9 protein-coding genes and 2 tRNA genes are annotated in these 14,424 nt (G+C 53.0%); 9 read left to right on the top strand and 2 right to left on the bottom strand.

Annotated elements, in window-relative coordinates; genetic code table 11:
• Positions 1 to 4 precede the first annotated feature (4 nt).
• From HC248_RS11580 to rimO, 4 genes are all read left to right on the top strand, one after another.
• Positions 5 to 2,272, top strand: a complete 2,268-nt coding sequence (locus HC248_RS11580; RefSeq protein ID WP_168922609.1) for a RelA/SpoT family protein — start codon at positions 5 to 7, stop codon at positions 2,270 to 2,272.
• 92 nt (positions 2,273 to 2,364) lie between these two features.
• Positions 2,365 to 2,441 (top strand) — tRNA-Val (locus HC248_RS11575).
• A gap of 650 nt (positions 2,442 to 3,091) precedes the next feature.
• Positions 3,092 to 3,580 (top strand): polyhydroxyalkanoate synthesis repressor PhaR, encoded by a 489-nt coding sequence (gene phaR, locus HC248_RS11570; protein ID WP_238342817.1) that lies wholly within the window; start codon positions 3,092 to 3,094, stop codon positions 3,578 to 3,580.
• 62 nt (positions 3,581 to 3,642) lie between these two features.
• Positions 3,643 to 5,061 (top strand): 30S ribosomal protein S12 methylthiotransferase RimO, encoded by a 1,419-nt coding sequence (gene rimO, locus HC248_RS11565; RefSeq protein ID WP_168922607.1) that lies wholly within the window; start codon positions 3,643 to 3,645, stop codon positions 5,059 to 5,061.
• 302 nt (positions 5,062 to 5,363) lie between these two features.
• On the opposite strand, the gene HC248_RS11560 is transcribed toward rimO, so the two are convergent.
• Positions 5,364 to 5,448, bottom strand: a tRNA-Leu gene (locus HC248_RS11560).
• A 255-nt stretch (positions 5,449 to 5,703) separates the two neighbouring features.
• Here HC248_RS11560 and rnr point away from each other — a divergent pair.
• Entirely contained in the window at positions 5,704 to 8,013 is a 2,310-nt protein-coding gene (gene rnr, locus HC248_RS11555) for a ribonuclease R (RefSeq protein ID WP_168922606.1), read from the top strand.
• 218 nt (positions 8,014 to 8,231) lie between these two features.
• Positions 8,232 to 8,792 carry a YggT family protein gene (locus HC248_RS11550; protein ID WP_168922605.1) on the top strand — a complete coding sequence of 187 codons (561 nt, stop codon included), beginning with the start codon at positions 8,232 to 8,234 and terminating at the stop codon, positions 8,790 to 8,792.
• Positions 8,793 to 8,834: 42 nt separating this feature from the next.
• On the opposite strand, the gene HC248_RS11545 is transcribed toward HC248_RS11550, so the two are convergent.
• Complete coding sequence (locus HC248_RS11545; RefSeq protein ID WP_168922604.1) at positions 8,835 to 10,346, bottom strand: NAD(P)H-hydrate dehydratase; 1,512 nt, start codon at positions 10,344 to 10,346, stop codon at positions 8,835 to 8,837.
• Positions 10,347 to 10,435: 89 nt separating this feature from the next.
• On the opposite strand from HC248_RS11545, the gene HC248_RS11540 reads away from it, so the two are divergent.
• The 3 genes from HC248_RS11540 to pnp all read left to right on the top strand — a co-directional run bounded on the left by HC248_RS11540 (position 10,436) and on the right by pnp (position 14,406).
• Positions 10,436 to 11,650 (top strand): pyridoxal phosphate-dependent aminotransferase, encoded by a 1,215-nt coding sequence (locus tag HC248_RS11540; RefSeq protein WP_168922603.1) that lies wholly within the window; start codon positions 10,436 to 10,438, stop codon positions 11,648 to 11,650.
• 128 nt (positions 11,651 to 11,778) lie between these two features.
• Positions 11,779 to 12,045 carry a 30S ribosomal protein S15 gene (gene rpsO / locus HC248_RS11535; RefSeq protein ID WP_168922602.1) on the top strand — a complete coding sequence of 89 codons (267 nt, stop codon included), beginning with the start codon at positions 11,779 to 11,781 and terminating at the stop codon, positions 12,043 to 12,045.
• Positions 12,046 to 12,270: 225 nt separating this feature from the next.
• A complete protein-coding gene (gene pnp / locus HC248_RS11530; protein WP_168922601.1) occupies positions 12,271 to 14,406 on the top strand; it encodes a polyribonucleotide nucleotidyltransferase in 2,136 nt (711 codons plus the stop codon).
• Positions 14,407 to 14,424 lie beyond the last annotated feature (18 nt).

The raw sequence follows: 14,424 nt of genomic DNA, 5'->3' as shown, positions 1-14,424 counted from the left end.
CTGCATGAAAAGTATTTCTCAAGTCGGTGAAATTCCAGTCTCGACAGCTTCCATCGTCACCGCTACGGCGGACAGCCTGCCGACAGAGCCGCAAGCCTTGGCGCGTGCGCGCGCATTTGCAGAACCCTTGCTGGTGGGAGAAGTTTTAGAGACTGGGGAAAATATACTCGCGCATGCAGACGCCGTGGCATTGATTTTGCGCACGATAGGCGGCTCTGAAGCCATGCAAGCGGCTACTTATTTGGTCTACTCCTGCCAGCACCTGAACAAGCCCCAAGAAGTCATCACCAAGGCCTTTGGTGAGAACTATGCAGCCTTGGCATTAGCCACTACCAAACTGGTCAATGTCCAGCGGCAGGCGCGTACGGCAGATATTAAAACCCAGTTGCTAGGTGACCCGGCAGTACAGACCGAGAACGTGCGCAAAATGTTGCTGGCTTTCTCGCGTGACTTGCGAGTGGTCATGCTGCGGCTTGCGTCGCGCTTGCAAACGCTGCGTTATCTGGCGGCGAGTCGGCTGCCGGCCAGTCCTTCACTGGCCTACGAATCGCTGCATGTCTTCGCACCGCTGGCAAACCGTTTGGGAATCTGGCAGATCAAGTGGGAAATGGAAGACTTAGCCTTTCGTTTTCTTGAGCCGGACACCTACCGCGAGACAGCTCATTTACTCGACGAAAAACGCATTGGGCGTGAGCAGTTCATGGAGTCCTTGCGCTCGCAGCTGGAGAAGGAACTCAATCAGGACGGCATTGCCGCGCTGGTGCAAGGCCGACCAAAGCACATCTACAGCATTGTTAAAAAAATGCGTGGTAAGTCGTTGGACTTTGAGCAGGTGTTTGATATCCGCGCACTGCGCGTGGTTGCGGCCGATATCAACGGTTGTTACGCGGCGCTGAGCTTTGTACATTCGCGCTTTGTGCCAGTGGACAGTGAGTTTGACGACTACATTGCCAAACCAAAATCAAATGGCTATCAGTCTCTGCACACGGTGGTGCGCGATGAAGCCGGCAGAGCAGTAGAGATTCAAATTCGCACTCAAGTCATGCACGACCATGCTGAAAATGGTGTGGCTGCTCATTGGGCTTACAAAGAAGCCGGCACCAAGGGCTACGCAGGCGTTTCAGCCAGCAGCGAGTACGACGCAAAAATCGCGGTGCTGCGCCAATTACTGGCTTGGGAGCGAGAGCTTTCCGGCCCGGCTGCAGAGCGTGCCCGCAATACTGACCAAGGTTTGTTTGAGGATCGAATTTACGTGCTCACGCCAGACGCAGCAGTGGTTGAGTTGCCGCAAGGCGCGACGGCTGTCGATTTTGCTTATAGCGTGCACACCGATTTAGGCCATCGCTGCCGCGGAGCACGTATCGATGGCGTCATGTTGCCTTTGAATACGCCTTTGCAAAACGGCCAAACGGTTGAAATCATTAGTGCTAAGGATGGCGGGCCTTCTCGTGACTGGCTTAATCCAGAGCTGTGCTTTTTAACCAGCCACCGCGCGAAATCCAAAGTACGCGCTTGGTTTAATGCGCTAGAGATGGCGCAGACCGTGGCCAAAGGCCGTGAGGCGGTTGAAAAAGTTTTGCAGCGTGAAGGTAAAACGGCGATGAAGCTCGTTGATCTGGCCGATCAGCTAGGGTTTAAATGTGCCGATGATTTGTTTGAGATGGTCGGCAAAGACGAGCTCTCGCTGCGAACCATTGAGAACATGCTCAGGCCGCCTGAGCCAGTGCTCTCGCAAGACGATTACGTGTTGGCTAAAAAAGCCAGACCGGCCAGCCATAGCCCTAAGGGCGGAGTGTTGGTGGTGGGAATGGACTCACTACTCACGCAGTTAGCCAAGTGCTGCAAGCCCGCACCACCCGACGAGATACTGGGCTTTGTCACCAAAGGTCGCGGCGTAGGTATTCACCGCAGCGACTGCAGCAACTTTCGCAATATGGCGGCAGGTAGTCCTGAGCGAATCATTGAGGTGGCTTGGGGCGGTGCTGCGCATGCCGAGGGCGGTTCCAGTTCCAATGTCTCTCGCCGTGCGGTCTACCCGGTCGATGTGTTGGTGCAAGCGGTCGACCGACAGGGCTTGCTGCGTGACATTTCAGAAGTTTTTAATAAAGAGAAAATGAATGTGATCGGTGTGCAGACTCAGACTGTGGGTGATAAACGCGGCGGTATGGCATGGATGACGTTTACAGTTGAAGTGTCCGAATCGAGCCGACTCGCGCATGTGCTGTCATTGGTAGTTGATGTGCCTGATGTGCGTTCTGCTCGTCGTCGCTAAAGAATGTTTTTGCAATTAAAAATGCAATTAATCCAAGCGAGTCCAAATAAGCTGTTTTCCCCAGCTATAATTTGGGCTCGAAACAGTTTTTCAGGCGCGTAGCTCAGCTGGTTAGAGCACCACCTTGACATGGTGGGGGTCGTTGGTTCGAGTCCAATCGCGCCTACCATAGGTTCATAAATGTCCATGCTATTTTTGTATGGTTCAAGTTTTAGAATCTTGGTAGAGCAGCCTGAAAAACATTTGAGATCATCAGATAAATCCAGACATAGTAGATTCAAAGAATTCACTGTTCGCTCTGACAAATATCCAGATCACAAATATCGAAATCATAAACATTCTCTGCAGTCGCAAACATTCCTTTGTTGTGGATGAATTTAATTTTTAATTCTTCTGCATTTCTTGTTTTGCAATCCTGTTTTTACAGCTAACTCACTTAGCTGCGTCTGTCTTAGATTGCGTCTCTAAACGCAGTCTTTATTTGATCGCGTAAAATTCTAGCGTTTGTGTCAGGCCAAGCCTTCAATGCAATGCTGGCCTTGCCAGCCAACAGCGCAGTAACAGATAGCTTTTCAAATGGTGCGGCGTCGTCCTTCTGCCAGTGCGGAAAGGGTTAACCCAAGTGGTTGAATAACTATAAAGTTCCTAAAATGCAAGTATCGAGTTACTGGCAATATTTCGGTCAATCGAATATGTCTTTCACAGGAGCAATCAGTGTCAACTAAAAAGCCCTCTGGCAATGCCGCCAGCGAAGCTGAGTCCACAGTCAATCGAGTTGAAGGTGAAAAAAGCGATGTAAAAAATGCAGCCAGCCGCGTCATTAAAAAGTACCCCAACCGCAGGCTTTACGACACCAAGGCGTCTAGCTACATCACTCTGACTGAAGTGCGTGAGTTGGTGATGGCCAATACGCTGTTTGTGGTGCGGGATGCGAAAAGTAATGAAGACCTGACGCGCAGCATATTGCTGCAAATTATTTTGGAAGAAGAGTCCGGCGGCGCGCCCATGTTCACCGAGGCCGTGTTGGCCAACATCATTCGCTTTTATGGCAACGCCATGCAAGGTTTTATGGGTGAGTACTTAGAGAAAAATGTGCAGGGTTTTATGGATTTGCAAGACAAGATGTCCGAGCAATCTAAGGACTTGAGTCCCGAGAAATGGGCTCAGTTCATGAACGCGCAATCTCCCATGATGAAGGGAATGATGGGGAACTATGTTGAGCAGTCCAAGACGGTGTTCACGCAAATGCAAGAGCAGATGGAAAAGCAAAGCACGCAAATGCTCGCTGCATTTGGTCTCAAGCGTTGAGTTTTTTTGCTTTGCAATACCCGTTTTGACCTGAGTCTGCGAAGCCTCTGAGACAATAAGGGATGAGCGAAGTAATTTCCCCCCCACAAACCATCCCAGTCATAGCCCGTAAAGCCGCACCTAAAGTCGGCTTCGTGAGTCTGGGCTGCCCTAAGGCCTTGACCGATTCTGAGCTAATCCTCACACAACTCAGTGCCGAAGGGTATGAAACCTCTAAGACATTTGAGGGCGCTGACCTAGTTATCGTTAACACCTGCGGGTTTATCGACGATGCGGTGCGTGAGAGTTTGGACACCATTGGCGAGGCTTTGGCTGCTAACGGCAAAGTTATTGTGACCGGTTGTCTGGGCGCGAAAGCTGGCGATAACGGCGGCAATTTAGTGCGCCAAATGCATCCAAGTGTGCTGGCTGTGACCGGCCCGCATGCAACCCAAGAGGTGATGGATGCAGTGCATTTGAATTTACCCAAGCCGCACGACCCGTTTGTTGATTTGGTGCCCAACTCTTTCGGTGTTGCTGGTATTAAGCTCACGCCGCGCCACTATGCTTATCTCAAAATTAGCGAAGGCTGCAACCACCGCTGTACGTTTTGCATTATTCCCTCTATGCGTGGTGACTTGGTTTCACGCCCGATTGGTGATGTCTTAGTCGAAGCGCGTGCGCTGTTCGAAGGCGGCGTGAAAGAGTTGTTAGTGATTAGCCAAGACACCTCGGCTTACGGCGTAGATGTGAAGTATCGGACTGGCTTTTTTGACGGTAAGCCGGTCAAAACGCGCATGCTTGAGTTGGTGCAACTGCTCGGTGAAATCGCAGCGCCCTATGGCGCTTGGGTTCGCTTGCATTATGTTTATCCATACCCAAGCGTCGATGAAGTCTTGCCGCTAATGGCGACGGGGCAAATTTTGCCCTACTTAGATGTGCCGCTGCAGCACAGCCATCCCGATGTTCTCAAGCGCATGAAGCGTCCGGCGAGTGGCGAGAAAAATCTCGAACGCATTTCGCGCTGGCGCGAAATTTGCCCGCAAATCGTTGTACGCAGCACTTTCATCGCAGGTTTTCCGGGTGAGACGGAATCTGAATTTGAGCATTTGCTGGACTTTATCCGCGAGGCCAAAATCGACAGAGCCGGCTGCTTTGCCTATAGCGCTGTCGCCGGCGCTACCGCCAACGATATTCCTGGCATGCTGCCGATAGAGCTACGCGAAGAGCGGCGCGCGCGCTTTATGGCCGTGGCTGAAGCGGTGTCTGTGCAAAAGCTGCAGCAGCGTATAGGCGCAACCATGCAGGTGTTGGTAGACCACGCACCAGCCTTGGGCCGTAAAGGCGGCACGGGTAGATCGTATGCCGATGCGCCCGAGATAGATGGCGTGGTTAAGTTGCTGCCGCCAGAGAAAATCAGCAAGACGCTGAAAGTCGGTGAATTCACCAAGGCTCGGATTGTCGGCACCCAAGGGCATGATTTGGTCGCCGTGCCGTTTTAAGTTAGGGCGCTAATCAAGGCCGGTTGCGCTGGCCTTGATGACGAGTAGGTAGTCGTGAGTGCTGGCTGGCAAAGCTTGTCGGCTGGTGCTGATACATATAAAAAAACTAGGTTTTATGCTTGGTATCTACTTTTTAAATCTATTCGCGCAGTGATCGACTGAGCATTCATTGCACTGTAAAAGCCCTTATCGCGGCGACTACTTTTATGCTGAATTTTTATACGGGCAACAAAAAAGCCACTGTCGCAAAACAATGGCTTTTACTGATTATCATCACTTGGTAAATGATGATGAGGCTATATTGGTGCCCGGGAGAGAACTCGAATCTCCACACCTTGCGATACACGGACCTGAACCGTGCGCGTCTACCAATTCCGCCACCCGGGCACAAGCCTATATCTTAACAGTACAAAAATGGCTTTCTCCCTGTTTCTCTCTCTTTCTGCCCAGGCAGTTCATAATTTCTGAAATATTTCACCTGCATACTTAAAGCCATAGTTCACGTTAGAGTAGAGCTAATAAATACCTCACGCACACCATTTATAGAAACCTCCACTACGAGAGACGCTTATCAAAACAACTCATCACAGCGGCGGTACGCCGTCCGCACATGCAGCCGCTTCGACTGCTTCTAATGCACTTTTGGCAGAATACGAAGGCACGGTATCGGGCCATCGCGATGGCCATGGTTTTGTTCTGCGCGACGATGGCGAATCAGATATTTATCTGCCGCAAAATGAGATGCGCGCCGTACTGCACAAAGACCGCGTCAAAGTTCGCATAGTCCGCCAAGACCGAAAAAATCGTCCTGAGGGGCGCATTACTGAAATCTTAGAGCGCTCATCAAATCCCATCATTGGCCGATTGCTGCAAGAAAGCGGTGTCTGGTTAGTTGCGCCTGAAGACAAGCGTTACGGTCAAGATGTGCTCATTCCCAAGGGTGCGACTGGCTTGGCTAAGACGGGTCAAATCGTGGTGGTCAAGCTCACTGAACCACCAGCACTGTTTGGTCAGCCTGTCGGTCGAATCGAGGAAGTGTTGGGCGAGATTGATGACCCCGGTATGGAAATCGAAATCGCAGTGCGCAAATATGGCGTGCCACACGATTTCAGCGATGCAGCTATTGCACTGGCTCGGACGCTGCCAGACGCAGTCAGGCCCACGGATAAAAACGGTCGAGTCGACTTGACTGATATTGCGTTGGTGACGATTGACGGTGAAGACGCACGCGACTTTGATGACGCTGTTTATTGCGAGCCGGCTAAGGTCGGACGCGGCAAAGGCTGGCGTTTGCTGGTGGCGATTGCCGATGTCAGCCATTACGTTGAGACCGGAAGTGCGATTGATATTGATGCTTACGATAGAGCGACCAGTGTTTATTTTCCGCGCCGCGTCATTCCCATGCTGCCCGAGAAACTCTCTAACGGCTTGTGCTCACTAAACCCGAATGTTGAGCGTGTCTGCATGGTTTGCGATATGCTGGTTAACGCCAAGGGTGAGGTTCATGCCTACCAGTTTTACCCGGCAGTGATGTTCAGCCATGCGCGTTTTACCTATACCGAAGTTGCCGCTATTTTGGCCAACACACGCGGTCCAGAAGCGGCGCAGCGCAAGGCTTTAGTGCCGCATTTACTCAATCTGCACGACGTCTACCAAGCCTTGCTGCAAGAGCGCGGCGTGCGCGGCGCAGTTGATTTTGAAACCACCGAAACGCAGATAGTTTGCGACGAGGTCGGCCGCATTGAAAAAATAGTGCCGCGCACTCGTAACGTGGCGCACAAGCTGATTGAAGAGGCCATGTTGGCGGCCAACGTTTGCTCTGCTGACTTTATCGCCCAGAGCAAGCATATCGGTTTGTTTCGCGTGCACGAGGGCCCGTCGCCTGAGAAAAAAGACGCGCTGCGTAATTACCTCAAGGCCATTGGTCTGGGAATGACGATTAGCGATGACCCAACGCCCGGCGAATTTCAGAAAATTGCCCAAGCCACCAAGGACAGGCCAGACGCGCCGCAAATTCACACCATGCTGCTGCGTTCCATGCAGCAGGCGATTTACACGCCTATGAATAACGGCCATTTCGGTTTGGCGTTTGAGGCTTATACCCACTTTACTAGCCCGATTCGGCGCTATCCCGATTTACTGGTTCATCGCGTCATCAAGGCAGTTTTAGCGAAGAAGAAATACCAGTTGCCGGTGTTGCCAACGCCGGGCGAGGCTGAAGCCAAGCTCTCTAAGCGTCTTTCCTCACGCGTTAAAGACCCGGAGCAAAAGCCTAAAAAACTCAGCGGTGATGAACTTGCATGGCAAGCCGCTGGCCTGCATTGCAGCGCCAACGAGAGACGCGCAGACGAAGCTAGCCGCGATGTCGAAGCCTGGCTTAAATGCAAATACATGCGTGAGCATTTGGGCGAGGAGTTCGGCGGTGTGGTCACGGCCGCTACCGGTTTTGGTATTTTTGTCACCCTTGACGCGATGTATGTTGAAGGTTTGGTGCATATCACCGAGCTGGGCGGTGAGTACTTCCGATTCGACGAGGCGCGCCAAGAGTTGCGCGGCGAGCGTAGCGGGCTGCGCTACGCGATAGGCACGCGGGTCAGGGTGCAGGTCAGCCGGGTTGATCTCGATGGCCGCAAGATTGATTTCCGTCTGCTGCATGAGGGTGATGATTTACTCGCTGCAGGCGCACGCGGTGGCCGTGATAAAGGCGGCGATAAGGGCGGTGCTCATGGTGCGGATCAGCCGCCTCAAGAACGCGGTAAACGCGCACCACGCGCAGATCGAGCCGGTGTTCCGTCTGCGGGCAGGGGTGAAAAATCCAGCGCACGTTCAGAGCGCAGCGCTAGCCGATCCGCAACTTCGCCCATTCAAGCGCCCAAGGCAGCGGTGAAAAAATCGACGGGTAAGTCGACCGAAAAAGTCGGCCGCAAGCCGGGTAAAAAAACGCGGCGCTAAACTGTTGATTGCGTCTTGTTGACGTAGGTCTTGTTGCTTGTGTCGATTCCGACCAGCTCGCTTGGTCGGGCCAAGCAGCAAGAAATGCAGTCAATTACTGTGAGCGCCTATTAGGGTCAATAAGGTCCATACTTTATTGATCCTATTGTTTTTGTCGGTTGCCTTTTTGGTCTGCCGATGGTTTATTTTTTGTTATTTTTTTTCAGGTTTGCATCTCTATGCTAGAGCGCATTTTCGTCTTTCTGCTCGAGACCAGCTTCTTTTTACTCATAGGCGCTTGCTTATTGCGCGGCTGGATGAATTGGATCCGCATCAGCATGCGTGAGCAGCCCGGCAGTTTTGTCATGGCTATTACCAACTGGCTGGTGATACCGCTGCGGCGCTTTTTGCCGGCGGCTATTGCCAAATCGCGCATCGATTGGGCTAGTCTGATTGGGGCGGCCTTGCTGGCGCTGGTCTACGGTTTGCTTTTGGCATTGTTGTTTGGGGCGATGACTGGCGCTGGGGGCATTGCCATGCCGGCGACTATGTTTGCTCTGCTTGGCTTTGCTATCAAGATGCTGTTGCGCGTGGCTTTGCAAACGCTGTTGATTTTGGTGTTTGGTTTTGCGATTTTGTCTTGGGTGCAACCCGGCTCGCCCGCCTATTTACTGCTGGGACGTTTAATTGACCCCTTAATCACACCGCTGCGCCGGGTAATACCTACCGTGGGCGGCATAGATTTGTCGATTTTGGCTTTGCTGGTGCTGCTGCAAATTGGCTTGATGATTGTGTCTTGATCAGAAAAAAACAGTTAGCCAATAGCGTTGATTGCAGTAGCTTTAAGTCAACACCTTGAATAAGCCTGAGGCCGTTAAAGCGCTGTTACCACTCCATTGATCTGCTGCCAAGCCATGCGCAAAGACGGCGCTGCAAGCGGCTTCAAAAGCTGGCAAACCATTGGCCAAGCGTGCGCCCACCAGACCGGCGAGTACGTCGCCGGTGCCGGCTGTGGCTAGCCTTGCATTGCCGCTGGCATTGATGTGCGGTGTTTGGCCGGGCGCTGCAATCACACTGCCAGAGCCTTTTAACACCACGACGCAGCTAAACCGATCGGCCAATGTTTGTGCTGACTTGAGTCTATCGGCCTGTATCTCTGCTGTGCTGCAACCGATTAGCCGAGCCGCTTCGAGTGGATGAGGCGTCAGTACGGTTGTGTTGAGCGCACGCTCTTTTAATAGCGTTTGTAATGCGGTGTCAGTAGCAATTGCATTTAGCGCATCGGCGTCCAGTATCAGTCTGGCGGCATGGCTTAACAGTCGGGGTAAATGGGCTTTTACCGCCTGCCCACCACCGCAGCCGCAAACCACGGTTTGCTGCGCGATGTCCAGTTTTGCTGGGCTGCGAAACATCAACTCGGGCTGCAGGGGGTCTAGCTGAATGCCTTGGGTTGAGTTGGCCAGCAGTGCTACATAGACCCGGCCAGCGCCGCCATGTAGCGCAGCTCGGGCGGCTAGTAATGCAGCGCCGCTCATATGGCTTTTATCGTTTGACTCTCCGCCTACTATGGCTACGTCGCCAAAGCTGCCTTTGTGTTGGGCGTGGACAGTGTTGTCGCGGCTAGTGGTTGCGCGGTCCGCACCTAACAGCCAGGCGCTTGGCGAATCGCAAGGGTTTGAGTTGAGGCAGTCCAGGTCATCAAACCAGATCTGGCCCGCGGCATCTCGCCCGTCGCCGGTATACAGGCCTGGTTTTAGCGTCAGTAGGCTTAGGCAAAAAATATTATTTTGATTTTTAGTCGGTTGTTTGGTTTTGAAAAAAGGGTTCATCACGCCGTTGTCACCGTTCAGTCCGCTGGGCAAGTCAAGCGATAGCAGCGGCGCTGTACCGGCCCGCATGCGTAACAGCCATTCCCGCATGAGGATGCTGAGCGAGCTGCTGCTGTCGATCCGGCCACCCAGACCGAGCAAGGCGTCAACACAAAAATCAAAGCTCTGCGGTGGCGCATGGCTGATTTGTACCCCAGCGGCTATCGCTTTGTCATAACTGGCCTGCGCGTCCGCTGGCAGGCTGCGTTTTGGGGCTGGCCCGGTCCAACTGACCGCAACATTTTTGCCCCATTGGTGCAGATGCAGTGCAGCTTCAAAGCCATCGCCGCCATTGTTGCCCGGGCCGCAGGCAATCCAAATTTGACGCGCATGCGGGGCTAGCGCCAGCGTCAACTTGGCACTCGCCAGACCGGCGCGCTGCATCAAGCTGTGCGGGGGCAGGGCGCTGGCTGCGGCTTGCTCGATTTGGTGACTGGCCTGCGATCCGTGCAGTGCATAGCTTTTTGAGATGTGAGGGCTGTGCATGGTTTGATTGTGCAATTTTTTGTGTTGTCAGCTGCATCCTTGACATTGACTGTCAGTGACAATAAGGTCTCACCCTTTATGGAGTTTGCATGCGCCAAGCCGTTTTAAATCTCGAAGAGTCCATGATTCGCCAGGTCGCCAATGCGGGAATGGGGCGCGATGATGTGCTCAAGTTCTGGTTTGGCGAGAGCGATGAAGTCACGCCGCAATTCATCCGTGATGCGGCGATTGCTTCCTTGCAACAAGGTGAGACTTTTTATGCCCACAACCTAGGCATGCCGGAGCTGCGTCAAGCGATTGCCGACTATTCCACCGGACTGCGCGCAGCCAGTGCTGCGACTATTAGCATGGACCGGATCGCGGTTACCTCGGGCGGTGTTAATGCACTGATGTTGGCGGTCCAGGCTTTAATTGACGCCGGGGATGAAGTTGTCGCCGTGACACCCGTCTGGCCCAATTTAATCGCTCAGCCAGCGATTATGGGCGGTCATGTTACCTGCGTGAGCTTGCGCCCTGTTGGCGGCCTGTGGCAGCTCGATATGGATGAATTGCTCGCCAGCATTACTGACGCTACCAAACTACTCATACTCAATGCGCCGAATAACCCGACGGGCTGGACCTTGACGCGCGCAGAGCAAGCAACGATCTTGGCGCACTGCCGCCGTACCGGCACTTGGATACTCGCCGATGAAGTTTATGAGCGTTTGTATTTTGAGAAAACCGCTGCTTGCGCCGCGCAATGCGCGCCTAGTTTTCTCGACATCGCCGCGCCCGAAGACCGCTTAGTCGTGGTGCATAGTTTTTCTAAGAGTTTTTTAATGACCGGTTGGCGCTTGGGCTGGCTGGTGATGCCGCCCAGCATGACGCCAGAGATAGGCAAACTGGTCGAGTTCAATACCTCTTGTGCGCCGGTTTTTGTGCAGCGCGCAGCAGTCGAGGCAATTACCCGTACGGCTGACATCACGCCAAGGGTAGTCGCTCACTTGCAGGCCTGCCGCGACACTTTGGTGCCGCTGCTTCAAGCCGTGCCCGGCGTTGAGGTGGCCGCAGCCAATGGCGGTATGTATGCTTTTTTCAGGTTGCAAGATCAAGCCTTGTATGGCGACTCACTGGCTACGGCTAAGCGTTTGGTTGTAGAAGCTGGTCTGGGGCTGGCGCCCGGTAATGCTTTTATGGTTAACCCCCGGCCAGAAGCACAAGGCTGGTTGCGTTGGTGTTTTGCCAGCCAAGACCTGTCGCGCTTGGGGCAAGGCGTAGCCAGATTGGAGCAGTGGCTTGGGCTATACTCCAAGGCTGTACGCTAAGTTTTACTATTTTCAACAAATCGTTAAGTCCTGCATACAGACCACGACGGAAGCGGCCAAATCTCATATCGAGAAGGCTGCCACCGCTCGCAAGACAGTCGCAGCAATGCGCCTAAGAAAGAAAACCAATGATCGCAAAATCAATCAAGGCAGAAATCGTTCTGTCGAACCAGCGCACGCCTAACGACACAGGTTCACCTGAAGTCCAGGTCTCTTTGCTGACCGGCCGTATCAACGAATTGATGCCCCATTTCAAAACGCATGCCAAAGACCACCACGGTCGTCGCGGCCTGCTGCGCATGGTGAGCCGTCGCCGTAAGCTGCTGGACTATCTGAAGTCCCGTCATGCTGACCGTTACGTCGCATTGATCGCCAAGCTTGGCCTGCGCAAGTAAGCGTTAAACTTCAAAAACGCCTGAGTTGGATCTTCTAACTCAGGCTTTTTTTACTTCGGAGCAGGGCAAAAGAGCACTCGCTGTGTCATTCCACAAAAATAATTTACTTCAAAGCCACATTTTTGAAGCCTTCGCTTGTTTTTTTGGAATGGCATTGTGTTCATGCCGCCAACTCTGGGGCCATCCCGCACGGCCTAAAGTGCTTGAACTTATTGGAGCAAAGACATGAGTATTTTTAATAAAGTCAGTAAATCCTTTCAGTGGGGCCAACACAAGGTCACCATGGAAACCGGCGAGATAGCGCGTCAAGCTAGCGGTGCAGTGCTAGTTGATATGGACGGCACGGTTGTGTTGGCTACTGTGGTTGCCAAGACCGACGCAAAAGCCGGTCAAGATTTCTTCCCTTTGACTGTCGACTATCTTGAAAAAACCTATGCTGCCGGCCGTATTCCGGGCAGCTTTTTCAAGCGCGAAGGCCGTCCAAGCGAGCTCGAAACACTGACCTCCCGCCTCATCGATCGTCCTATTCGCCCACTGTTTCCAGAAGGCTTTTACAACGAAGTTCAGGTCGTTATCCACGTCCTTTCGCTAAACCCTGAAGTTGAAGGCGACATTCCTGCCTTGATCGCTTCTAGCGCTGCTTTGTCAATTTCTGGTATTCCATTTAACGGCCCAATCGGCGCCGCACGCGTAGCCTATATTGACGGTCAGTACGTACTCAACCCAGGCAAGACCCAGCTTAAAGATTCCAAGATGGATCTGGTCGTTGCAGGTACCGAAGCGGCTGTTCTGATGGTCGAGTCAGAAGCCAGCCAGTTGTCCGAAGAAATCATGCTGGGCGCCATCGTGTTCGGCCATGAGCAAGGCAATATCGCAATTAACGCCATTCACGAACTGGTGCGTGATGCTGGTAAACCAATGTGGGCTTGGTCGGCTCCGGCTAAGGATGAGACCTTGATCGCCAAGGTCGGCGAACTCGCTGGTGCCAAGCTTGAAGCGGCTTACCAAATTCGCAGCAAGCAAGCCCGCACGCAAGCTTGCCGCGTGGCTTATGCCGATGTGATGTCAGCCCTCAAAGCCGAAGGCACTGCATTTGACGGCGTGACCGTTGAAGGCATGTTGTTCGACATCGAAGCGAAGATTGTTCGTAGCCAAATTCTGGCCGGCGAGCCACGTATCGATGGTCGTGACACACGCACCGTGCGTGCGATTGAAATTCGTAACTCAGTGCTGCCACGTACCCACGGTTCCGCATTGTTCACCCGTGGTGAAACCCAAGCGTTGGTCGTGACCACGCTAGGCACCGAGCGTGATGCACAGCGTATTGACGCGCTGTCTGGTGACTATGAAGACCGTTTCATGATGCACTACAACATGCCTCCGTTCGCCACTGGCGAGACCGGTCGTGTGGGTAGCCCAAAACGCCGCGAAATCGGTCACGGCCGTTTGGCTAAGCGCGCATTGATTGCAGTGCTGCCAAACAAAGAAGACTTCCCCTACACCATGCGTGTGGTCAGCGAGATCACTGAATCCAACGGCTCGTCGTCAATGGCTTCGGTCTGCGGTGGTTGCTTGTCGCTAATGGACGCTGGCGTGCCTATGAAAGCCCACGTAGCCGGTATCGCTATGGGTCTGATCAAGGACGGCAGCCGCTTTGCCGTGCTGACAGACATCTTGGGTGATGAAGATCATCTGGGCGACATGGACTTTAAAGTTGCGGGCTCTACCTTTGGTATTACCGCGCTGCAAATGGACATCAAAATCCAGGGCATCACCAAAGAAATTATGCAAGTTGCATTGGCTCAGGCCAAAGAAGCGCGCATGCACATTCTGGGCAAGATGCAAGAAGCGATGGGCGAAGCCAAGGCAGAAGTTTCTGATTTCGCACCGCGTCTGTATGTGATGAAAATCAACCCAGAAAAAATCCGTGATGTGATCGGCAAGGGCGGCGCTGTGATCCGTGCGTTGACCGAAGAAACTGGCACGCAAATTAACATCGAAGAAGATGGCACCATCACTATCGCGTCTAACGACAGCGCCAAGGCAGATGAGGCCAAGCGCCGCATTGCTGAGATCACGGCTGAAGTTGAAATTGGCAAGATCTACGAAGGCCCAATCACCAAGATTTTGGACTTCGGTGCATTGATCAATTTGCTGCCAGGCAAAGACGGTTTGCTGCACATCAGCCAGATCGCGCATGAACGGGTTGAGAAAGTCTCTGACTACCTCACCGAAGGCCAGATCGTTCGCGTCAAAGTCATGGAGACGGACGAAAAAGGTCGCGTTAAATTGTCTATGAAAGCTTTGATCGAGCGTCCTGCGCAAAACCAAAGCAACGGTAACGAGCAAGGCCGCGCTTAAGCTTTAACGAGCTTGAAT

Origin of the sequence: Polaromonas vacuolata, assembly GCF_012584515.1 — a bacterium.
In the GTDB taxonomy this organism is placed as follows: Bacteria; Pseudomonadota; Gammaproteobacteria; order Burkholderiales; family Burkholderiaceae_C; genus Polaromonas; species Polaromonas vacuolata.
This window is presented reverse-complemented; position numbering and strand designations above follow the sequence as displayed.

Excerpts from the sequence above, each read along its gene's own strand:
- HC248_RS11580 (WP_168922609.1), top strand. The coding sequence starts at position 5 with ATGAAAAGTATTTCTCAAGTCGGTGAAATTCCAGTCTCGACAGCTTCC.
- rimO (WP_168922607.1), top strand. The coding sequence starts at position 3,643 with ATGAGCGAAGTAATTTCCCCCCCACAAACCATCCCAGTCATAGCCCGT.
- HC248_RS11550 (WP_168922605.1), top strand. The coding sequence starts at position 8,232 with ATGCTAGAGCGCATTTTCGTCTTTCTGCTCGAGACCAGCTTCTTTTTA.
- HC248_RS11545 (WP_168922604.1), bottom strand. The coding sequence starts at position 10,346 with ATGCACAGCCCTCACATCTCAAAAAGCTATGCACTGCACGGATCGCAG.
- HC248_RS11540 (WP_168922603.1), top strand. The coding sequence starts at position 10,436 with ATGCGCCAAGCCGTTTTAAATCTCGAAGAGTCCATGATTCGCCAGGTC.
- rpsO (WP_168922602.1), top strand. The coding sequence starts at position 11,779 with ATGATCGCAAAATCAATCAAGGCAGAAATCGTTCTGTCGAACCAGCGC.
- pnp (WP_168922601.1), top strand. The coding sequence starts at position 12,271 with ATGAGTATTTTTAATAAAGTCAGTAAATCCTTTCAGTGGGGCCAACAC.